The following is a 19,973-nucleotide window of genomic DNA, read 5'->3' on the forward strand; positions in this document are numbered from 1 at the left end:
ATTATTATTTTGCAAAAAAATGAAAAAAGAGCTTGATATAATATAACATTATTGTTATGTTATATCGTCTCTTGATTTAGATTGTGTTAAAAGAGACTTTAATAACTTCCCCCTCTCTTATCGGCCCCCTTTCCCAATTAAGGTGGGCCGATTATTTTTTTATTCTAACATATTGGCAGATGCAGCTTTTTCGATATAATTTTTAGAAAACACGGATTCTAAATATGTTTCAAGATGTGGTCGAGCTTAGCAGTTTTTATAGTTCCCCTTTAGGGAAGGTCACATCACGCCTGATCAGAAGACAGATTAAAACTCTATGGCCATCCGTTAAAGGCATGGATGTCATGGGCCTTGGTTATGCAACGCCTTATCTTAAGAACTTCAGGGACGAAGCAGATCATACATTCGCTATTATGCCATCACAGCAAGGGGTGATCAGATGGCCCCGCTATAAGGATCATGATAAAGACCAATATGGCAGGTATAAGGGAAACCTGACAGCACTCGCCCGGGAAACTGACCTACCGGTGAAAGATGCCAGCCAGGACAGAATAATCTTGGTACACTGCCTTGAACATACCGATCACAGTAAAGCCATGCTGCGCGAAGTATGGCGTACGCTTTCACCAGGGGGACGCGTTATGATCATTGTGCCAAGCAGGCTTGGCCCATGGTGCAGATCGGAATCAAATCCGTTCGGGCATGGTAAGCCATTCAGCACATCGCAGTTAAAACAGCTTTTGTCACAAAACATGTTAAGCCCGACGCGCTGGACATCGGCATTATATTTGCCGCCTTTTAAAAGCAGAACCATGTTAACGGCGCTGCTTACCCTTGAAAAAACAGGGCGGCGTTGGTGGAACCAATTCGCCGGGGTCCTGATCATCGAAGCAGAAAAACAGATTTATGCCGCCAACCCGGTTGAGGGCAGCAAAATGAAAATAGCAGAACCAATTGCCGTTGGCACCCAAATGACAAAATCATCATTAGTCACGAGTGATGACGTATAGACCCTGCGTTCCAAAGAAGTTTGAAAAGAATAATGAATTTGATCCAAGCTTACTGCCCGAGCTATCCACCGCCATACCCTTTTCAATTTTGATATTCAACTGGTCACATAAATCAACGAAATCACGAATGGTACAAAAATGAATATTCGGCGTGCTATACCACGGGTAATCCAATGATTTAGTAACGGGCATCCTTCCTTTCAGAAGCAAATGGAACCGCACGCGCCAATATCCAAAATTCGGAAAGGCGACAATGGCGCGTTTGCCGACACGCAGCAATTCTTCAAGAATTTTATCCGGCCTATCCATGGCTTGTAATGTCTGGCTCAAGATCACATAATCAAAACTATTGTCCGGAAAATGGCTGATCTCTTCTTCTGCATTTCCTTGAATAACCGAAAGCCCTTTTGCCACACATTGATTAACCCCTTCGGTACTGATCTCAATACCACGGCCAATAACGTTCTTTTCCCGGCGCAAATAATCAAGCAACATGCCATCACCCGATCCCACATCAAGAACCTTTGATCCATCAGGAATCATATTGGCAATCAGCAACAGATCAACACGAATATCAGAAGCACGATGATTTTTATTCATTGTTTACCACCCCTGCTATTTCTGCCTCTGCGTTTAAAAAACCAGACATAATGTTAAACATTTCCGGACAGTCTAGTAAGAAACTATCATGGCCTTTATCCATGTCAATTTCCATGAAACTGACCTGTGCACCAACCGCATTTAAAGCACGTACCATTTCACGGCTTTCACGGGTGGTATATAACCAGTCAGACGTAAACGACATGATGCAGAATTTTACATCCGTCCCTTCAAGGGCGGCAGTTAAACTGCCATCATATCTGCTGGTGATGTCGTAATAATCCATCGCCCGCGTGATATAAAGGTAACTATTCGCGTCAAACCGGTCCACAAAGGAAATCCCCTGATACCTTAGGTAACTTTCCACCTGGAAATCTGCATCAAATCCAAAAGTCAGCTTTTCACGGTCCTGTAGGTTCCTACCAAACTTACTGGTCAGGCTTTTTTCCGACATATAGGTAATATGCGCCGCCATCCGTGCCACAGAAAGCCCCGCATGTGGTCTTTCATCATTTTCTTTATATTTACCACCCTGCCAATTCGGGTCAGCCATAATCGCTTGTCTGCCAACCTCGTGGAAGGCGATATTCTGTGCTGAATGACGCCATGTGGATGCAATCGGCATTGCCGTTCTGACGCGGTCACGATGACCAACGGCCCAGTGCATCACCTGCATCCCCCCCATGGATCCACCGATCACAGAAAATAATTTATCAATACCCAAATGATCAATAAGCCTCACCTGCGCCGACACCATATCTGAAATGGTGATCACCGGAAAATCAAGGCCATATGGCTTTCCTGTTTCAGGGTTCGTTTCAGTGGGCCCTGTTGTGCCGCTACAGGATCCAAGAACATTGGAACAAATAACAAAAAATTTATTGGTATCAATCGGAAGACCGGGACCAATAACCTTTGGCCACCATCCTTCTTTGCCTGTAAGCGGGTTTTTCCCACGAGCATATTGATCACCCGTCAGGGCATGACAAACCAATATGGCATTTGATTTATCCGCATTTAATTTACCCCAGCATTTATAGGCCACCTTAAACGGTGAAAGCGTTACGCCAGAAGAAAGCAGAAGCGGTTCATTCTGCCCCAGTGTCACCACCTCGGCATATCCGTCATCCTGATCAATATTTTCAATTTCTTCCGTCATAAAACTACTTTGTCTTCAATCGTTTATATATTGACCTTCTACTAAAGCCAAAGGCGAAGTCAACCTCTCATTCGCAAATAACGCTCAAAATATAGGGTATTTCTTAAATTCCATCATTTTTTTGTGGTGAATCGCGCAAATCCCGTGTAGATCAAAATAATCCTAAACAATAAGTAACTAGAACGATGAGCGGACCAAAAACACACAGCTGGATAGAAGACCTTGACGTTTACGTGACGGGGAAATCCAAAGCAAAAAGCGAAAAACCACCAGTAAAGCTTTCTGCAAACGAAAGCGCCCTTGGGCCAAGCCCAAAAGCCATGCACGCATATAGAAATGCGAGCGAGGCCCTTCATCGTTATCCTGACCCTGTTTATAATGATCTGCGTGATGCCATTGCCCATAAAAACAATATCGACAAATCCCGTATTGTTTGTGGTGTTGGCTCAGATGAAATTTTAAAACTTGCCTGTCGTGCCTATATGTCACCGGGTGATGAGGCCCTTTTCGTCGCACACAGTTTTTCAATGTATCCTATTGCCGTCACCAGTGTTGGCGGCGTTCCGATTGAAGTGGAAGATACAAATTACACCGCAGATGTGGATAAAATTCTTGCGGCCGTTACGGACAAAACGAAAATTATATTCATCGCAAACCCGAATAACCCAACAGGGACATATATCCCAATGAGCGAGATTGAAAGATTATGGAAAAACATTCCTGATCATATCTTGCTTGTGTTGGATGCGGCATACGCCGAGTTTATCCGCGAAGACGATTATGACGCCGGTATTGATCTTGTTGAAAGATCAAACAATGTGCTTATGACACGTACCTTTTCAAAATTATATGGTCTTGCGGCATTGCGTCTTGGTTGGGGTTATGCCTGTAAAGAAATTGCAGAAACACTCGATAAAATTCGCGACCCATTTAATGTGCCATCAAGCGCGCAGATCGCTGGCGTCGAAGCATTGAATGATACGGAATTTGAAGAAAAAGCATATACCCATAATGAAACATGGCGCACTTGGTTAAGTGATGAACTCGCCGCATTAGAACTTGAGGTTATCCCAAGCCAAACCAATTTCATTCTGTTTAAATTTAATGATGATGAGAAATCAGCAACAGCCGCCAATGAATATCTGTTAAACGAGGGATATATCCTGCGTCACTATAGTGGACAGGGGTTGGAAAAATTCCTAAGGTTAACTGTCGGTACAGAAGAAGAAAATAAAGAAGTGATCCGTTTGCTTAAAGCGTTTCTGGAAAAAATAAATGGAAATTTATAATCAAATCACCATCATCGGGCTAGGCCTTATCGGGTCATCCCTCGCGCGCGGCATCAAGGATAAAGAACTAACCGAAAAACTGGTTGGTTTTGATATCAACCCGGATTATCAAAAACAGATTTTAGACTTAAATCTGGTTGATGTATTATGTGACAAAATCACTGATGCTGTGAAAGATGCTGACCTTGTCATTCTGGCAACACCCGTGGGCACATACGCTGAAATTGGTAAAGAAATTGCGGATCATCTAAAAGAAGGCGCAACCCTTTCCGATGTTGGTAGTGTTAAATCATCCGTTCTTGCATCGCTTGAAGATATCGTGCCGGAACATGTGCATTTAATCCCTGCTCATCCCGTGGCAGGTACAGAACAATCAGGACCTGATGCCGGTTTCGCGAGCCTGTTTCATGATCGTTGGGCCATTATCACACCACCAAAAGGTGCTGACGAGAACGCAGTGAAAATGTTAGAGACACTTTGGAAAGAGCTGGGCAGTAATATTGAAATAATGGATGCAGATCACCATGACAGGGTTCTGGCGATCACAAGTCACATTCCCCATTTGATTGCTTATAATATCGTAAGCACAGCACGTGACCTGGAAGATGTGACAAAATCCGAAGTGATTAAATTTTCGGCAGGTGGTTTTCGTGATTTTACCCGTATTGCGGCGTCCGACCCGACCATGTGGCGTGATGTGTTTTTAAATAATAAAGATGCCGTACTTGAAATGCTTGGCCGTTTCAGCGAAGACCTAACGGCACTGCAACGGGCCATCCGTTGGGGCGACGGCGATCAATTATTTGAACTGTTTGAAAAAACACGCCGCATCAGACGTCAAATTATTGATGCCGGTCAGGACGAGGACGCACCGGATTTTGGCCGTCATCACGACGATTGATTATTCAATAACAGCCGGTAATTCCATGACCATAATCGGTCCAACATACATCTGACCATTTTGCATGCTGATGGATAGTGGCACAGTTTCAGTTGCAGTGTTGTTTTCTGCTTCTGATCTTAACATCATACGTGCAACATCCGGTAAATTTTCATTTTCTGACAATCTTCTGAATACTTCAGAAATGTTTGTGACCTCGGCATCAAACGCGCCAAGTGGTTTCATATTCCGGTCCAAGGTCATATCACCACTGATCTTAATATGCTGATCCGCGGTACCATAAGAAAATGATTTGATGCTAACGGTGCCCCCTTCATCACGCCACGCGGCTAGACTTTCCACTGTGTAGTCCGGTTGACTGTTTGCATGCAGCATCGTTTCTAATGTAATCGCGTCAGTTTTATCGCCAAGAATACTATTTGATAATTCAGACAGTAACCCGCCCTTGGATCTAAAATAAACGGCGCGGTTTACCGGCAAATCAAAACCGGTCGGTTCTGTGACCTCGCCCGTGTTCCTTCTTAAATGAAACTCCGGTTTTTCAAGATATGATATTTCAAGCCCTTCGCCCGCAAGTCCGTATTGCCAATTCACCATATCAGCGATAATTGAAAAATTATCTAATTTCTGTGTTTCAGGATTTAAAATCACTGATGACATGATTTTTTCGAAATTCATGCTTAAATTCGGATCGCTTAATTCACCAACAACCGCATCCATATAATCCGTGACGATCATAATATGGTTTGGTTTCCATGGTTGATAAACGGCGGCAATTTCAGGAAGGGTAAAAAGAATTTTTTCACTGCCCATTTTGCCTTCGGGAATGGCAACGTTAAATGTTGTGGCCTCAATCGCGATTTTATAAGGAAAGCCTGACACCGTGACATCACCCACATAAAGCTTGATACCGTCTAGTCTCTGTTCGCTTTGTTCAATCCATTCAAGCGTCCTGTTCTTTGCTTCACCCGCAAGATGAAACCAGAAAAAACTGTAAGCCGCAATAAGCGCAAAAACTGAACCAAATATAACCTTTATTCGCATAAAAATTTTCCCATAAAAAAAGAGGCGTATCAAACCGCCTCTTTTAATAGCCTATTTTTTATCCGATCAAAAACGATAATTAAGTCCAAATGAAATCACAGGATAGATTTTCAAATATTTAATTTCATCTGTGTCGCGGAAATCCTGTTCCGCTTGCGCGATGTTATCTTGCAACGCAGCATCATTTGAAAGCGTGCCGCCCGTAGATGTAATATCAAGTTTTGGTTTGCCTGCAAGCATCACCCCAAGGTCAATGGCATATGACCAACCAGTATCATCAGAAAGCGGGTTACCCCATCCAATGCCAAGGTAAGGTGCAACTTTTGTGAATTCAATATCAGCCGTTAAGGTTCCAACCTCTGCCGCGGTATAAATGGTATCATCAATTTCATATGAGTTACTTGGAAGCGCAATACCGGCAAGCTTATTATTATTAATCATAGCGCCACCAGTGATACGAAACGAGCTATCCGTTACAAACCAATCAGCAAGCGCGGAATAACTATTCAGTTTTAAATCAAGATCATAATCATTGCCTTCGACGTCGACTTCTGTTCCGAATTTGAAATAATTTGCACCGACACGCATGTTTACACGGTCAGCCACTTCGAATGTGGCCTCAAGCCCCGCACCGAGTGTCCCTGCCTTAAGCCCAAGTGCAACATCACCCGGCGCCGCCAATGACGCCTGCATCATGCCTGTGACAGATAACAAAAATATCGCAATAATTCTTTTCATGAAGTGCTCCAAAAATACCCTATAGATAAAGGATACCCCGCAATTATGAATGATTGGTGAAGATTACTTAAAGTTATTGAGTTTCAAGCAATTTTTTACTGGCGATTTCAATTTTTTCTTCGAGTAGTTCCATGAATTCCTTTTTCGCCAGTCCCGGCTCAATAGGATCAAGGAAATCAAATACAATCGTACCGCCAGATACAAGATGCCCCTTCTTAGGCCAGTACACACCAGAATTAAGAGCAACAGGAATTACAGGAACCTTGGTAAATTTATAGGTACCATAAATTCCCGATTGATATTTTACATCCGCACCGGGAAGCGTACGTGACCCTTCTGGGAAAATAATAAGCTGTCTTCCATCTTCGATGGCACTTGCTGATTTCTGCATCATGTCCTTTAACGCTTTAAGTCCGCCTTCACGGTCAACCGGGATCATGCCCGTATTTTTACAAAACTGACCATATAGCGGAATTTTCAGCAGTTCTTTTTTCATAATAAATGCAGGATGCGAAACAATCGTATGCATCACAAATGTATCAAAGGATGACTGGTGCTTCATAGCAAGGAACCCACCGCCCACTGGCACGTTTTCAAGCCCTCTTACTTCTAACTTGATATTCATGATGGTTTTTAAAATCACCAATACACCATGTGACCACCACCGTTGACAGGTAATAAGCGCATCCCTGGATAACCAGAAAAATGGCACATAAAGTATACAGAACAAAGCCGTCCACAGGTAAAATACCACCTTAAACAAACCGGACCTGAGCATTAGGGCTTTTCCTCTCTAAATTCTTATGCGCTATTTTAAGTGTAAATTTCACTTGATATGCGTGAGCGAAGCAGGCTGATAATATATTTGCTATATTCCTGTGACAAGTTGAAATAATTAATGTTTTCAGGACGCCATGAACCAACCGGATGTTCGATCAGTTTTACATCAGGCATAAATCGTCTGAATTCCACCATAGCACGTGGCATATGTTCTAAACTTGTGACCACACGAATGCTTTCAATATCATGTTCACCAACCCAGGTCAGTGTTTCCAGTGCATTGCCTACTGTATCAACGGCTTGCTTACCAATTTCCACACAGCAATCTGACATTTCCTGACTTGTTCCCAGCAAGGCAATCAATTCAGTTCTTGTCACTTTACTATCAACTCCGGATACATAAAGCTTGTCACCCATTTTTTCTTCTAATAATTTTCCGGCGACATCAAGACGGTTTTTTCCACCCGTAAGCACCACAATTGCGTCCGATCTTTCTTCCAGATTGGTCATATTATTTGAAAGCTTATTGATGAACCACACATACCCACCAAGCCACATCAGAAACGCAATCAATATAAAGGCAAGAATGGATCGCATCTGTTATACCATCCTGCCCAGTTCACGCATTACAGTGATCCGTGCCGTTAACATGGTTAGACCAGCAAAAATAAGTGGAAATACACAAAGAACAGACATGAGTAAGAACGGGAAAGTCGGCATTTCAACAAGACCCGCTGATATGTTCTTCACCATCACAAACAAAATATAAACGGTGATAAACGCAATTAATAATCCACCAATGCCCCCTTTTAAACCATATGACATAAAACGGTCCTGATAAGCACGTGCAATCATCTGGTCCTGAGCACCCATCAAATGCATAATTTCAATCGTTTTTTTATGTTCCGCCATGCTGGATTTTGTACCAAATATCACGATACAAATGGATGCAACTAAGATCATCACTAAAATTCCGAGCGCCGTATATTCTACGGTGTTGGCAAGTCTCATAAAATGACTAAGCCATTTTGCATGATCATCAAGATACACATTGGGGCTTATATCCTTTAATTTGCTTTCAAGAGCGTCCAGATTTACATAGGCCGCTTCTGATGTTTCAACATCCAGCATCGCCGGAATTGGCAAATCATCAGTAATATTGCCCGCGCCAAGCCATGGTTCTAACAGCGCAGAAATTTCATTTTCCGACAAAATTCTAACCGATGTGATGCCTGGCGTCTTTCTTAATTCGTTTTGAATTTCCAACGCTTCCGCGACGATTACTGAATTATCCTCGCCTGTGATTTGTACAGTTATTCGCCCTTGTAAAGAGCTTGCCCACTCATCAAAACCCGAATGCAACAGAATACTGCTAGCGCCAGCAAGAACACTTAAATAAACCATGATCATCATGGCCCAAGGTAATAATTTTGTTGCCTCTCGCGATTTCACATTGGGTAAAAAATCAAAAGAAGGTTTCACGGCCTGATACCCCCTTTATTATTCAGAAATTCAGCCGGACTTTTCGTTCCCGGAAGATAGTTTAATTCACCTTTTTCAAGATGTAATCGTGGCGCACCAATTTTTTCAACAAGCGCATTATCATGGGTTGCGATAACAATCGTCGTGCCAAGTTTATTAAGCTCAACAAATAAATACATCAATCGTTCTGCCATATCCGGATCAACGTTCCCTGTTGGCTCGTCAGCAAGCAGAATGTCAGGCCTTCTGATCACCGCTCTTGCGATGGCTACGCGCTGTTTTTCACCACCAGATAATGCATTAGGATAGGCTTGCATTCGTTTTTCAAGCCCGACCCACGCAAGCAATTCTTCCACATGTTCAACGATTTGCGCGCCTGTACCGCCGGCAATTCTTAATGGCAGTGCCACATTATCAATGGCCGACATATGATCTAATAATCTGAAATCCTGAAAAACAACACCAATTCGGCGCCTTAATTTCGGAAGATCTTGTCTGTCAGCCTTGGCTACATCACGGCCAAACATAAAAATTTCACCGCTTAATGGGCGGTGCGCAAGATAAAGTAACTTAAGCAGGGATGTTTTTCCCGCGCCACTAGGGCCGGTTAGAAAGTGCATAGAACCAGGTTCAAGCTTGAAAGAAATATCTTTCAAGACATCATGGCCCTTATTATATCCCATTCTTACGTTTCTAAACTCAACCAATCGTGGCCCCTATTTTAATATTCATTACAGTTTAGACCATAATGACCTCAATAATGCAAATTCAATTGGTTGATTTTGTGACAATTCATAAAATGATTTTCATTATTTTGCCATCATCGGAATATAAAACAAATAATTGATTGCCATTATATTATTATTTAATGACAATAATGCTTTAGATATTACTGTAATCCTGTTGATAATCGGTACGGTGCATACTATAAGTTTGAATATTAACTATAAAATATTATTTCGGGGAGCGAATAGCACAAATGATCCTGACATGTCCTGAATGTAAAGCAAGATATGTTGTCAGCCCGCAGGCGTTAATGCCGCGTGGCCGAACCGTTCGTTGTGCCAAGTGCAAACATAGCTGGTTTGAAGATAAACCAAAAGATGACCTTGAAATCGCACCAACCGAAGAAATAAAAATCGAAACGCCCCCTGCAGAAGAGCCGGCAGATGATGCAGCCGACAATGAAACGGCAAAAAGCGAGGGTCAAGGCACGCCGGATGATGTCACAGAAGATTTCGATTTTCCGATTAGCCAACCTAAGAAAAGAAAAAGACCGATACCAAAAGGATCGAACCTTCCGGCACTGCAGAATCAGAACAAAGGGTCAGGCAAATTAGGATGGATATCGCTTGTTATATTTATAACGGCCATCATCAGCTTATTCCTTGTATTTCAGGATAGTATTTCTGAAAAATGGCCTGCGTCAAAAAGACTATATGCGGCAATTGGTCTTGATAGTTCTGTAAAACCGGTTAAGCCCCCTGCTGAAGAAGAAATAGAAGATCAAGAACCAATAGAAGACCGTCTAAAAATTGGTCCTCTTCAGCCTCGATTTGAAAGAATTGGCGGCGTGCAGAACCTTGTTATCGCAGGGTATGTCGAAAATATTTCAGGAAAGCCAGAAGAAATTCCTGAATTAAGGGTAAGGCTTCTTAATGAACGCAAACAGATTTTGAGAAACTGGACCTTTAAGGCAAATGCATTAACAGTAAATGCAGATGAGCAAGTGACTTTTGAAACATCCCTTCCAAATTCGCCGGCAGATGCCCGTGATATCAGCGTCACATTTGCAACAAATTAAGCGTTAATATATATTCAATACAATTTTAGTAAGTAAAGGTTATAAGAATAATCATAACCACTGGAAATTAATCAAATGGCGCGCATATTAATAGCCGAAGACGAAGTCGCTGTACGAACCTTTATTTGTAGAGCACTTAAATTAAGAGGGCACGAAACGATCGGCGTGGCCGATGGCGGTGCGGCTGTTGTAGAACTTGAAAACGGTGAATATGATCTTTTACTTACTGATATTATTATGCCCGTAATGGACGGTATATCACTTGCCCTTAAAGTCACAGCAGAATATCCCGAACTTCCAATATTGATGATGACAGGTTTTGTCCACGAAAAACAAAAAGCAAAAGACATTGGCGGGCTAACTCACAATATAATCAGCAAACCATTTTCACTTGATGAAATTTGTCATGCCGTTGATGAAGTTTTAACGGCCAGTAAAACGCTGCATTAATCACAGAACTGGTTCTGAATTAATTTCTTTAATTAAATTTTGAAGTTCTGGTGACCTTGAAACCGGTTTATTTAGAAATCTTTTCAAGTTGCTCATGACAGCAATAAGTTCAGATTGTGATTGAGCCACATCTGACATATCACTCTTTTCCATACTTTTCAGAATTTCGTCAATCAAAGCATTGGCGTTATTAATCATTAGATCCGATGATGAACCGGCAAATGATATTTTTTCACCAAGCCTCTTCACGGCCATGCCCACTTTCTGCTGCATGACAAGTTGGCTTTCTTGCTGATTTTCGGTAATAACATCGCCATCTTTATTCACGGATCGGTGAATGCTTTGTGCGGCTTGTCTGTTATATGAACTGGCAAGGAGCGATTTTTGAACTTTGATCAAATTATCAATTATTTGTCTGCTTTCCGTCAGGGCGAAATAATTGCCAAGGCCATCACGGCTAAAGATCAAATTGTCATTCTGTACAATGGCTTTTTTCATGAAATCAACGATCTGCGAAGCGTTATAGTATTTGTCCTGATCACTAAAGGCGAGGATATAGCTATAAAGTTTCCTAAGCGCTTTAACATCAATATCAAGATCATATTTATCAGAAGAGAACCCACCTAGCAGTTCCGCATATTGACTAAAAAATCGATCAGACCCTTTAAGTTTTTCCCTGATAATAGCAAGGTCCTTTTTCTGTCTTAAAGAAAGTCTTAATTCATCCAATGATTCCAAAAGATTTTGTTCAAGGTTATTGAGTTCATCATTTTCAAGCTTTTCCGCAATATCCCATAACATATCAACGGCAACATCCGGATCATTATCATTAGCCGGATTAACTAACCGCCAATAGGCGGACCTTAATGCCATATAATAAACAGCCGGCAGCCCTTCTGTCTCGCCCAACAATCCCATGGATTTAATTCGTCTGGCGAGCAGGTTTTTATCATAATCTCCGGCTCTTAATTCTTCGCGTAATGAAATAAGATTTAGTGCCACCGGATGATTATAATCCTTTTCAGGAATATGGACATCATCAAGATTTAATGTGGTCTGTTGTCCTGCTTCATCCTCAACCATTAATTGGATGGTTACCTTTTCCCCGGAAAATTCAGAACCGGTAAAATTGGCATAATATATACTGTTCATGGATTTAACGGAATTAATCGCGAGAGCCTGACGATCTGATTTTTCACCGTACCCATCCAATATTGCCAATTCGGTTTTCATAATTTTGCGGTCATCATCGACATCAACCTTGAAAGCCAGATATCCTTTATTATTTTCATATTCTTCAATATAAAATTGATCGATGTCTGGTGCTTCGTCATCAATGGCAATGATCGGTAATGTTGTAATAACGTACGACCCTTGTTTTAAAGACCATGACGTTTGTAAATCAATATTAATACTGGCTTTAAATATGCCTTCTTCTTTTTCTTCAAAAGAATATTCTTGACCATCCGACAGAACAACTTGTGGTGCCCATTTCGTTCCTTTTACCTCTAGCTCCAGGATACTACCCTCATGAATTGGGTTGATGTCTTCATAACCATCCTCATTTAAGGTTAGTTCTTTATGTAATGAATCCTGTTCCAAGTATGTGGGCGGTGTTAACGTCGCCGTAATATCCGGCATATCATATTGAAATAATGCTCTAGGTTTAAAGGCCGTTTCACTAAGCCGCAAAAAATCACCGCCACTCGCAATACCGCCAATTAATACGGCTAGTAAAACAACTGATATCCTTCGTTTCATATAGGCATGATTAAATTTAATTTTTCCGATGGCTGTTGCAACTGTCATAATAACCGCGGCCAAAAGCGTCATAATATATATTGCCGCCTGGAAAAATAATAATGCCCCTTCCCATATATCAAAGAGTGAAAGCGCATAATAGATCAGGATCAAAGTATATGCAGGCATAGCGATATGAGCCATTCTCTTAATTGAAGATGGTTCTTTATCACCTTTATTATCGTTAATTAATTTTTCGATCGGAACATATCCCTATTTACTTTGTATGCCCTATTTTGACAGCCAAGGGGGAAGTTGATCAAGTCCGATTATATCATCATAACTCGGGCGTGGTCTGACAACGGCAAATTCATCATTATTTACAAGAACTTCGGGTATCAGTTTTCTGGTATTATATGTACCGGACATCACCGCACCATATGCCCCCACAGAACGAATCGCTAATAAATCACCGCTTTCCATTGGCTCTATTAACCTGTTGGTGGCGAATGTATCACCGGTTTCACATACTGGCCCAACGACATCATAAAGCGTTCTTTCCTGATCGCTTTCCTTAATTGGATCAATCCCATGATAAGCGTCATACATGCTTGGACGAACAAGGTCATTCATCGCTGCATCAATGATAAGAAACTTTCTTTCTTCGCCTTTTTTCACATACACGACTTTTGAAACCAAAACGCCCGCATTGCCGACCAAGAAACGGCCCGGTTCGATAATAATTTTGCACCCCAAATGGTTTGTTACACGTTTAACCATTTCTGCATATTCACGCGGCAATGGTGGGAAATCATCCCCTTCGTAAGGAATGCCAAGACCACCGCCAAGATCAAGCCTTGTTAAATCATGGCCATCTTCCCTTAACACCTCAACCAAATCACATACACGGGTAAATGCTTCTTCAAATGGATCAAGTTCAGTGATTTGTGAACCGATGTGCAGATCAAGACCAACCAACTTTATTCCAGGTAACTTTGCCGCATCCGCACATAAAGCCCTTACGTTCTTCCAAGGAACACCAAATTTGTTTTCTGATTTCCCTGTTGATATTTTGGCATGTGTTTTTGCATCAACATCCGGATTAACACGAAATGTGATATTTGCCGTTTTTCCAAGGTTATCAGCAACCTGACTTAATTGATAAAGTTCCGGTTCGCTTTCAACATTAAATTGAAAAATGCCTTGCTCAAGGGCATAGGTCATTTCCTGAACTGTTTTCGCAACCCCGGAATAAACGATTTTCGATGCCGGAATGCCGGCTTTTAATGCCCGGCGCATTTCCCCTTCGGAAACCACATCAGCGCCAGCACCAAGATCGGCAAACGTTTTAATGACGGCCTGATTTGTATTTGCCTTAACCGCATAACAAATCAGCAAATCAATATCACCGAAGGCTTCTTTAAACTGATTATATTGATAAGCAAGAGAGGCACTTGAATAAAGATAAAACGGTGTACCGACAGAATCCGCAATGTCAGAGATTTTTTTATTTTCCACGACCATTTCGCCGTCACGATATTCAAAATAATTCATGAAGATACTCTCTGATTAATTGCAGTTTAACTATTATCTTTTGGTGCCTGATACCCATCCGGTGGCAAAAGGTCACCACGCTTTCCACATGATGCCATACCCAATCCAAGGGTTGCGATAACAATAATGTTAATGATCGTTTTCATATTATCCAATTCTTTGTTTGGCGTTTTCAACCTGCTTTCTGACTTCAGAAGGTGCTGTACCACCAAAACTTACCCTGCTTGCCACTGATTTTTCAACACTTAAAACATTAAATACGTCTTCGTTGATGAGCGGTTCAACCGTTTGCATTTCTTGCAAAGTTAAGCCATCAAGATCGCAGCCTTTCTTTTCCGCCATTGCAACAAGTGATCCTGTGATATGATGTGCCTGTCTGAACGGTAGCCCAAGAACACGAACAACCCAATCGGCAAGATCCGTTGCCGTGATAAACCCAAGATCCGTTGCTTTACGCATTTCTTCAGGGTTGACCTTCATATCTTCGACCATTCCGGTCATGGCCGCAATGATTAGTGAATATGTTTCGATGGCATCGAATGTGGCCTCTTTGTCTTCCTGCATATCTTTTGAGAATGTAAGCGCTAGCCCCTTCATCGTCACAAGTAGACTATTAAGTGAACCAATGATACGTCCAGATTTACCGCGACACAATTCCGCTGCATCCGGGTTTCTCTTTTGCGGCATAATGGATGAACCGGTTGTGAAACTATCGGACATTTGAATAAAATTAAATTGCGCACATGACCATGTCACCATTTCTTCCGCAAGACGCGATACATGAACCGCGCTAATCGCTGCTGCAGACATATATTCAAGGGCATGATCGCGGTCGGATACAGAATCCATTGAATTTGCAGTTGGACGGTCAAAACCAAGTGCTTCGGCCGTTTGATGACGGTCAATCGGGAATGATGTTCCCGCAAGCGCCGCCGCACCAAGCGGGCATTCATTCAATCGTTTTCTTGTATCCTGAAAACGTCCACGATCACGTGTGAACATTTCAAAATAAGCCATTAAGTGATGACCGAATGTTACCGGCTGCGCACTTTGCAAATGAGTAAAGCCTGGCATAATCACATCTGCGTTTTCTTCGGCCTTTTCTATTAATGCAATTTGCAATGCTTTTAAGGCTTCGTCAGCCTGATCACAGGCGTCCCTAACATATAATTTGAAATCCGTCGCCACCTGATCATTTCTTGAACGTGCTGTATGTAGACGCCCTGCAGCTGGTCCGATAATTTCAGTCAGGCGCGATTCCACATTCATATGAATATCTTCAAGGGCCGCTGAAAATTTAAAATCACCCGCTTCGATTTCGGCTTCAACTTGTTTAAGGCCGTCCTGGATAGCTTTGCCGTCTTCCTCAGAAATGATGCCGTTCGCAACCAACATTTTACAATGTTCGATTGATCCTTTGATGTCTTGTCTGTATAAGATTTTATCAAAATCAATGGAGGCGTTAATTTTTTCCATAATATCGGAAACACCGCCTTCAAAACGGCCACCCCATAATGTGTTGGCTTCAGGTTTGTTATTTTGTTCAGTCATAATTCAAATCTTTTTCTTTTTCGAGGACCAGATGAAAAATAAAGCTATCTATATTCTTTCCGCCGTTGCCCTGCTGATTGGTGCTTATTCTTTTTATGATCTAGGAAATACGCCATCTGCATCCATACCGCAAGGGCTTAACGCCGGTGCAATGAAAAGATTTGTCTTTAATGAACAAGTTATGCCCGCCACAACTGCAAAATTTCAGGATGAACATGGCGCGGAAATGACCTTTGCTGATTTTAAAGGGAAAGTCATTCTTGTTAATCTTTGGGCCACATGGTGTGCGCCATGTATTAAAGAAATGCCTGATTTAAACGGACTTCAAGAATCACTTGGTGGTGATAATTTTGAAGTTGTACTTATTTCTGAAAATCAAGACGGTATCGAAAGTTCTCTTAAGTTTCTCGAGGATCATAATATCAATCACCTTAAAACCTATATTGATCCAGGTAGAAAGGTTGCAAGAACACTAAAATCAAGTGCCCTTCCAACCAGTCTTTTAATTGATGCGAATGGTAATGAAATCGGCCGGTTGGTCGGACCGGCCGAATGGAATTCAGGAGACGCAAAAGCGCTCATAAATTATTACATTACGAAGTCAAAATCTTAAGTTAAGATTTCTTGCAGCAATCGTCGCCACGAGAACAATCGACCATCAATTCAAGATGATAGCTTTTAATTTTGTAGCCGCTGGTTTTCATATGTTCATGAAATTTGCGTGATAAAACTTCGTCGCTTACTGAAGAAACCTCACCACATTTTTCACAAATCAGCATGAGCGATTCTTCTGTTTCAGCTGATGGCGTTTCTACAGCGACAAAGCTTCTTGTGCTGACAATTTTCTGCACCAAGCCTTTATTCGTTAATTCATTTAACGCACGGTAAATTGTCGCCGCTGCATTTACGCCTCTTTTACGTAACATATCAAGGAGTTCATATGCGCCCGCAGATCTGCCTAATCCTTTAAGGGCATCATAAACCATTTTTTGATTGCCGGTTAATCGATACGGATTTAAAGCCACCGCTTTTTCACGGTTTAAAATGGTTACATTACTTTTATCAATCGTTGCCATTCTATTCATTTGATTGCTTCCTGTAATCATAGACGGAATGTGCAAAATAATTTTGCAAATAACGTCCATTTATTCATCACGAACGAATCATTTTGAAATGATCGCTCTAATTTACTTAATACTGTTTGGTGATTTATGAGGAAGCAGGAGGGGCACGGGAATGCGAACGTTCCCAAAAACGATTGCCAGAAATTTTTACATTATGTTCTTTATTCAGAAAATTATCTGAAACTAAGATTTCTGCAATTTCGGTGACCGTGACAACCTTGTCATGGCCTGTTTCTACAATTTTACAGGTAACACATTCACCAGCCGCATGATCATGGGTTTGATCATGTGCCGCTGCCGCTGTCTGCGCAAACAGAAATACTGATGAAATAAGAATCAGTAAATATTTATAATACTGTCGCAAAGCTGTTCCCTGTAAAATTCTATATTTTGCATGCAAATTTTATGCAACTATGACTTTTATGTCAATAAACATGAAAAATATGCATTTATTTTGCGGATTTTCCCTATATGCCCCCTTGAATGTTACAATGTAACACACTATTTTGTGCGCAAATAATTCAAAGGGACATTATAGTAATGAATAAATTTTACCTAAAAAGCAGTATGCTTGCACTGACATTCGGCATGATTTCCACTGCCGCTACTGCACAGGAAACTAATGATCAAGAAGTACATGACCACGGTCATGATCAGGATGTGGTTTTTGTCACAGCTTCACCACATGTAAAAAGTAGATTTGACGTTTTACAAGGAAGCAGCATTTTATCAGACAAAGAACTTGATGAAAGCATCGCTGCTACAATTGGTGAAACACTTTCGAACCTACCCGGCATTTCATCCACATATTTTGGCCCAGGTTCAAGCCGCCCTGTTATCCGTGGACTTGATGGTGACAGAATTCGTGTTTTGATCAACGGCATCGGCAGCATTGATGCGTCAAGCACAAGCCCTGATCATGCCGTTGCCGGCGATCCACTTACAGCTGAACGTATCGAAGTAATTCGCGGCGCAAGTACACTTCTTTATGGTAACAATGCCGTTGGTGGTGTTGTAAATATCATTGATAACCGCATCCCGTTTTATGTGCCAGAAGATGGTATTTCAGGGAAAATTCGCCTTTCCGGTGACACCGTGAGCAATGACCGTTCCGGTGGTGGTGTATTAAATCTGGAAATTGCTGACAATCTTGTCATGCATGTAGACGGTTATTTCCGTGAAACAGATGATTTTGATATCCCGGGATACGCTGAAAGTCTCGCACTTCGTGAAATGGAAGAAGCCGAACACGAAGAACATGAAGAAGAGCACGAAGAGCTGGAAGAAGATCATGAAGAGCAATTCGGTACAGTTGAAAATTCCAATATTAGTAATAAAGGCGGAACATTTGGTCTTGGTTGGATCGGTGAAAATGCCAATTTTGGTTTCTCTGTAAACTTAAATGAAAGCGATTACGGTGTACCTGGTCATGCGCATCATGGTGAAGAGCATGAAGAGGAAGAAGAACACGAAGAAGAAGAACATGAAGAGCATGAAGAAGAAGTTGTTCGCATTAACCTTGATCAAAAACGCTTTGATTTAAAAGGTGACATCCAACAAGACTTTTTGTTCTTTGAAGAAACACGTATGCGTTTTGGATATGCTGATTACAAGCACATCGAACTTGAAGGGGACGAAATAGGCACGACATTCACCAATAAAGGTTGGGAAGGTCGTCTTGAGTTTGTTCAGAAAGATATTGATAATATTCACGGCTCAATGGGTATGCAGTTCCGTAAACGTGACTATTCTGCAATCGGTGAAGAAGCATTTGTTGCCCCGAATGATACATTCCAATGGGGCGTATTCGCTGTTGAAGAAATCGAAGTCGACAATGTAACGCTTGAGTTTGGTGGTCGCTTTGATCGACAAAAAACTGAAAATAAAGCACTAAATATCGATAGATCATTTAACAGCGTCAGCCTTTCCGGTGGCGCCGCCATTCACCCGACAGAAAATGATCTGATCGGTATCAGTCTAAGCCGTTCAGAACGCGCACCGACACCAGAAGAGCTATATTCTGACGGACCACATCTTGCAACAAGTGCATATGAACTAGGTAATCTGAACCTTGGTACAGAAAAAGCAATCAGCGCTGAATTAACACTGAAACGTGAACAAGGTCGTTTCAGCGGAAGCGTTAACCTATATCACACATGGTATCAGGACTTTATTTTTAAAGAAGAGAACGGCGACGAAATCGATGAACTTCATGTTCTTGAATATAATGCACAAGATGCAAAATTCTATGGTGCAGAAGTTGAACTAGACTATACGCTAATTTCGGCGGAAAATTATTCTGTTCACCTGTCTGCGAATGGTGATTTTGTACACGCACGATTTAATGATGATTCTGTTGTTCCAAGAATGCCTGCAGCGAGCGGCTCAATTGGTCTAGATTACATCAGTGAATATTTTGAAGCCGGAACAGACATTCGCTTTGTTGGCAGCAAAACAAAAACAGCAGAAGAAGTTCTGCCTACTGATGGCTATACAACAATCGATCTGTCAGCAACATGGCGCCCACTCGGTGATGAGCAAGACTTGAATATCAGACTTCAAGCGCTCAATATCACTAATCAAGAAAGAAGACAGCATGCTTCATATCTGAAAGACCTTCTTCCTATGCCTGGAAGAAATTTCAGACTGACATTAAATTATGGATTTTAATATCTAACTGCATTAGTATTCCTAATCTCCATTGGCGGCATTATTGCCGCCAATGTTTTGATATTTAAAGTATATTT

21 protein-coding genes are annotated in these 19,973 nt (G+C 41.6%); 7 read left to right on the forward strand and 14 right to left on the reverse strand.

Annotation, left to right across the window (positions count from 1 at the left end; translation table 11 throughout):
- The first annotated feature begins 224 nt into the window (after positions 1-224).
- Positions 225-1,010 carry a class I SAM-dependent methyltransferase gene (locus KW060_RS14385; protein ID WP_249036125.1) on the forward strand — a complete coding sequence of 262 codons (786 nt, stop codon included), beginning with the start codon at positions 225-227 and terminating at the stop codon, positions 1,008-1,010.
- Here the strand turns inward: KW060_RS14385 and metW are convergent.
- The gene (metW, locus tag KW060_RS14390; RefSeq protein ID WP_249036126.1) at positions 987-1,610 is read right to left on the reverse strand and encodes a methionine biosynthesis protein MetW; all 624 of its coding nucleotides are present in this window, start codon (positions 1,608-1,610) and stop codon (positions 987-989) included. The genes KW060_RS14385 and metW overlap by 24 nt on opposite strands.
- The gene (gene metX / locus KW060_RS14395) at positions 1,603-2,769 is read right to left on the reverse strand and encodes a homoserine O-acetyltransferase MetX (protein ID WP_249036127.1); all 1,167 of its coding nucleotides are present in this window, start codon (positions 2,767-2,769) and stop codon (positions 1,603-1,605) included. Before metX ends, metW begins: the two co-directional genes overlap by 8 nt.
- A gap of 185 nt (positions 2,770-2,954) precedes the next feature.
- Here metX and hisC point away from each other — a divergent pair, with 185 nt between their 5' ends.
- The gene (gene hisC, locus KW060_RS14400) at positions 2,955-4,058 is read left to right on the forward strand and encodes a histidinol-phosphate transaminase (RefSeq protein WP_249036128.1); all 1,104 of its coding nucleotides are present in this window, start codon (positions 2,955-2,957) and stop codon (positions 4,056-4,058) included.
- A complete protein-coding gene (locus KW060_RS14405) occupies positions 4,045-4,959 on the forward strand; it encodes a prephenate/arogenate dehydrogenase family protein (RefSeq protein WP_249036129.1) in 915 nt (304 codons plus the stop codon). The genes hisC and KW060_RS14405 overlap by 14 nt, the downstream gene beginning before the upstream one ends.
- Here KW060_RS14405 and KW060_RS14410 read toward each other — a convergent pair whose 3' ends face one another.
- The 6 genes from KW060_RS14410 to ftsE all read right to left on the reverse strand — a co-directional run bounded on the left by KW060_RS14410 (position 4,960) and on the right by ftsE (position 9,710).
- A complete protein-coding gene (locus KW060_RS14410; RefSeq protein WP_249036130.1) occupies positions 4,960-6,003 on the reverse strand; it encodes a DUF2125 domain-containing protein in 1,044 nt (347 codons plus the stop codon).
- A gap of 66 nt (positions 6,004-6,069) precedes the next feature.
- Positions 6,070-6,741 (reverse strand): hypothetical protein, encoded by a 672-nt coding sequence (locus KW060_RS14415; RefSeq protein ID WP_249036131.1) that lies wholly within the window; start codon positions 6,739-6,741, stop codon positions 6,070-6,072.
- 73 nt (positions 6,742-6,814) lie between these two features.
- A complete protein-coding gene (locus tag KW060_RS14420; protein WP_249036132.1) occupies positions 6,815-7,519 on the reverse strand; it encodes a lysophospholipid acyltransferase family protein in 705 nt (234 codons plus the stop codon).
- 35 nt (positions 7,520-7,554) lie between these two features.
- The gene (locus tag KW060_RS14425; RefSeq protein WP_249036133.1) at positions 7,555-8,118 is read right to left on the reverse strand and encodes a YdcF family protein; all 564 of its coding nucleotides are present in this window, start codon (positions 8,116-8,118) and stop codon (positions 7,555-7,557) included.
- 3 nt (positions 8,119-8,121) lie between these two features.
- On the reverse strand, positions 8,122-9,003 hold the full coding sequence (locus KW060_RS14430; protein WP_249036134.1) for a cell division protein FtsX: 882 nt from the start codon (positions 9,001-9,003) through the stop codon (positions 8,122-8,124).
- Positions 9,000-9,710, reverse strand: a complete 711-nt coding sequence (ftsE, locus tag KW060_RS14435; RefSeq protein WP_249036135.1) for a cell division ATP-binding protein FtsE — start codon at positions 9,708-9,710, stop codon at positions 9,000-9,002. Before ftsE ends, KW060_RS14430 begins: the two co-directional genes overlap by 4 nt.
- Positions 9,711-9,982: 272 nt before the next feature.
- Between ftsE and KW060_RS14440 the strand changes: the two genes are divergently transcribed.
- Both KW060_RS14440 and KW060_RS14445 read left to right on the forward strand, forming a co-directional pair.
- Positions 9,983-10,807 (forward strand): MJ0042-type zinc finger domain-containing protein, encoded by an 825-nt coding sequence (locus tag KW060_RS14440; RefSeq protein ID WP_249036136.1) that lies wholly within the window; start codon positions 9,983-9,985, stop codon positions 10,805-10,807.
- A 75-nt stretch (positions 10,808-10,882) separates the two neighbouring features.
- Positions 10,883-11,257: a response regulator gene (locus tag KW060_RS14445; RefSeq protein ID WP_249036137.1), complete on the forward strand. Its 375-nt coding sequence runs from the start codon at positions 10,883-10,885 to the stop codon at positions 11,255-11,257.
- Here KW060_RS14445 and KW060_RS14450 read toward each other — a convergent pair whose 3' ends face one another.
- The 4 genes from KW060_RS14450 to argH form a co-directional block, all read right to left on the reverse strand.
- Positions 11,258-13,201 carry a DUF4175 family protein gene (locus KW060_RS14450; RefSeq protein WP_249036138.1) on the reverse strand — a complete coding sequence of 648 codons (1,944 nt, stop codon included), beginning with the start codon at positions 13,199-13,201 and terminating at the stop codon, positions 11,258-11,260.
- 87 nt (positions 13,202-13,288) lie between these two features.
- Complete coding sequence (gene lysA / locus KW060_RS14455; RefSeq protein ID WP_249036139.1) at positions 13,289-14,551, reverse strand: diaminopimelate decarboxylase; 1,263 nt, start codon at positions 14,549-14,551, stop codon at positions 13,289-13,291.
- A 26-nt stretch (positions 14,552-14,577) separates the two neighbouring features.
- Entirely contained in the window at positions 14,578-14,697 is a 120-nt protein-coding gene (locus KW060_RS16000; RefSeq protein ID WP_476704317.1) for a lipoprotein, read from the reverse strand.
- A gap of 1 nt (position 14,698) precedes the next feature.
- Positions 14,699-16,102 carry an argininosuccinate lyase gene (argH, locus tag KW060_RS14460; RefSeq protein ID WP_249036140.1) on the reverse strand — a complete coding sequence of 468 codons (1,404 nt, stop codon included), beginning with the start codon at positions 16,100-16,102 and terminating at the stop codon, positions 14,699-14,701.
- A 31-nt stretch (positions 16,103-16,133) separates the two neighbouring features.
- On the opposite strand from argH, the gene KW060_RS14465 reads away from it, so the two are divergent.
- The gene (locus KW060_RS14465) at positions 16,134-16,715 is read left to right on the forward strand and encodes a TlpA family protein disulfide reductase (RefSeq protein ID WP_249036141.1); all 582 of its coding nucleotides are present in this window, start codon (positions 16,134-16,136) and stop codon (positions 16,713-16,715) included.
- Between the two features lies 1 nt (position 16,716).
- On the opposite strand, the gene KW060_RS14470 is transcribed toward KW060_RS14465, so the two are convergent.
- Together KW060_RS14470 and KW060_RS14475 are read right to left on the reverse strand one after the other, a co-directional pair.
- Positions 16,717-17,187, reverse strand: a complete 471-nt coding sequence (locus tag KW060_RS14470) for a Fur family transcriptional regulator (RefSeq protein ID WP_249036142.1) — start codon at positions 17,185-17,187, stop codon at positions 16,717-16,719.
- Positions 17,188-17,311: 124 nt separating this feature from the next.
- Positions 17,312-17,590, reverse strand: a complete 279-nt coding sequence (locus tag KW060_RS14475) for a hypothetical protein (protein ID WP_249036143.1) — start codon at positions 17,588-17,590, stop codon at positions 17,312-17,314.
- Between the two features lie 176 nt (positions 17,591-17,766).
- Between KW060_RS14475 and KW060_RS14480 the strand changes: the two genes are divergently transcribed.
- Entirely contained in the window at positions 17,767-19,896 is a 2,130-nt protein-coding gene (locus KW060_RS14480) for a TonB-dependent receptor (RefSeq protein WP_274757297.1), read from the forward strand.
- The last annotated feature ends 77 nt before the right edge of the window (positions 19,897-19,973 follow it).

Source organism: Pseudemcibacter aquimaris (assembly GCF_028869115.1).
Taxonomy (GTDB): Bacteria; Pseudomonadota; Alphaproteobacteria; order Sphingomonadales; family Emcibacteraceae; genus Pseudemcibacter; species Pseudemcibacter aquimaris.

What these genes read in the sequence shown, in the direction of transcription:
- KW060_RS14385 (WP_249036125.1), top strand. Translation starts at nt 225, where the DNA reads ATGTTTCAAGATGTGGTCGAGCTTAGCAGTTTTTATAGTTCCCCTTTA.
- metW (WP_249036126.1), bottom strand. Translation starts at nt 1,610, where the DNA reads ATGAATAAAAATCATCGTGCTTCTGATATTCGTGTTGATCTGTTGCTG.
- metX (WP_249036127.1), bottom strand. Translation starts at nt 2,769, where the DNA reads ATGACGGAAGAAATTGAAAATATTGATCAGGATGACGGATATGCCGAG.
- hisC (WP_249036128.1), top strand. Translation starts at nt 2,955, where the DNA reads ATGAGCGGACCAAAAACACACAGCTGGATAGAAGACCTTGACGTTTAC.
- KW060_RS14405 (WP_249036129.1), top strand. Translation starts at nt 4,045, where the DNA reads ATGGAAATTTATAATCAAATCACCATCATCGGGCTAGGCCTTATCGGG.
- KW060_RS14410 (WP_249036130.1), bottom strand. Translation starts at nt 6,003, where the DNA reads ATGCGAATAAAGGTTATATTTGGTTCAGTTTTTGCGCTTATTGCGGCT.
- KW060_RS14415 (WP_249036131.1), bottom strand. Translation starts at nt 6,741, where the DNA reads ATGAAAAGAATTATTGCGATATTTTTGTTATCTGTCACAGGCATGATG.
- KW060_RS14420 (WP_249036132.1), bottom strand. Translation starts at nt 7,519, where the DNA reads ATGCTCAGGTCCGGTTTGTTTAAGGTGGTATTTTACCTGTGGACGGCT.
- KW060_RS14425 (WP_249036133.1), bottom strand. Translation starts at nt 8,118, where the DNA reads ATGCGATCCATTCTTGCCTTTATATTGATTGCGTTTCTGATGTGGCTT.
- KW060_RS14440 (WP_249036136.1), top strand. Translation starts at nt 9,983, where the DNA reads ATGATCCTGACATGTCCTGAATGTAAAGCAAGATATGTTGTCAGCCCG.
- KW060_RS14445 (WP_249036137.1), top strand. Translation starts at nt 10,883, where the DNA reads ATGGCGCGCATATTAATAGCCGAAGACGAAGTCGCTGTACGAACCTTT.
- KW060_RS14450 (WP_249036138.1), bottom strand. Translation starts at nt 13,201, where the DNA reads ATGGCTCATATCGCTATGCCTGCATATACTTTGATCCTGATCTATTAT.
- lysA (WP_249036139.1), bottom strand. Translation starts at nt 14,551, where the DNA reads ATGAATTATTTTGAATATCGTGACGGCGAAATGGTCGTGGAAAATAAA.
- KW060_RS16000 (WP_476704317.1), bottom strand. Translation starts at nt 14,697, where the DNA reads ATGAAAACGATCATTAACATTATTGTTATCGCAACCCTTGGATTGGGT.
- argH (WP_249036140.1), bottom strand. Translation starts at nt 16,102, where the DNA reads ATGACTGAACAAAATAACAAACCTGAAGCCAACACATTATGGGGTGGC.
- KW060_RS14465 (WP_249036141.1), top strand. Translation starts at nt 16,134, where the DNA reads ATGAAAAATAAAGCTATCTATATTCTTTCCGCCGTTGCCCTGCTGATT.
- KW060_RS14470 (WP_249036142.1), bottom strand. Translation starts at nt 17,187, where the DNA reads ATGAATAGAATGGCAACGATTGATAAAAGTAATGTAACCATTTTAAAC.
- KW060_RS14480 (WP_274757297.1), top strand. Translation starts at nt 17,767, where the DNA reads ATGAATAAATTTTACCTAAAAAGCAGTATGCTTGCACTGACATTCGGC.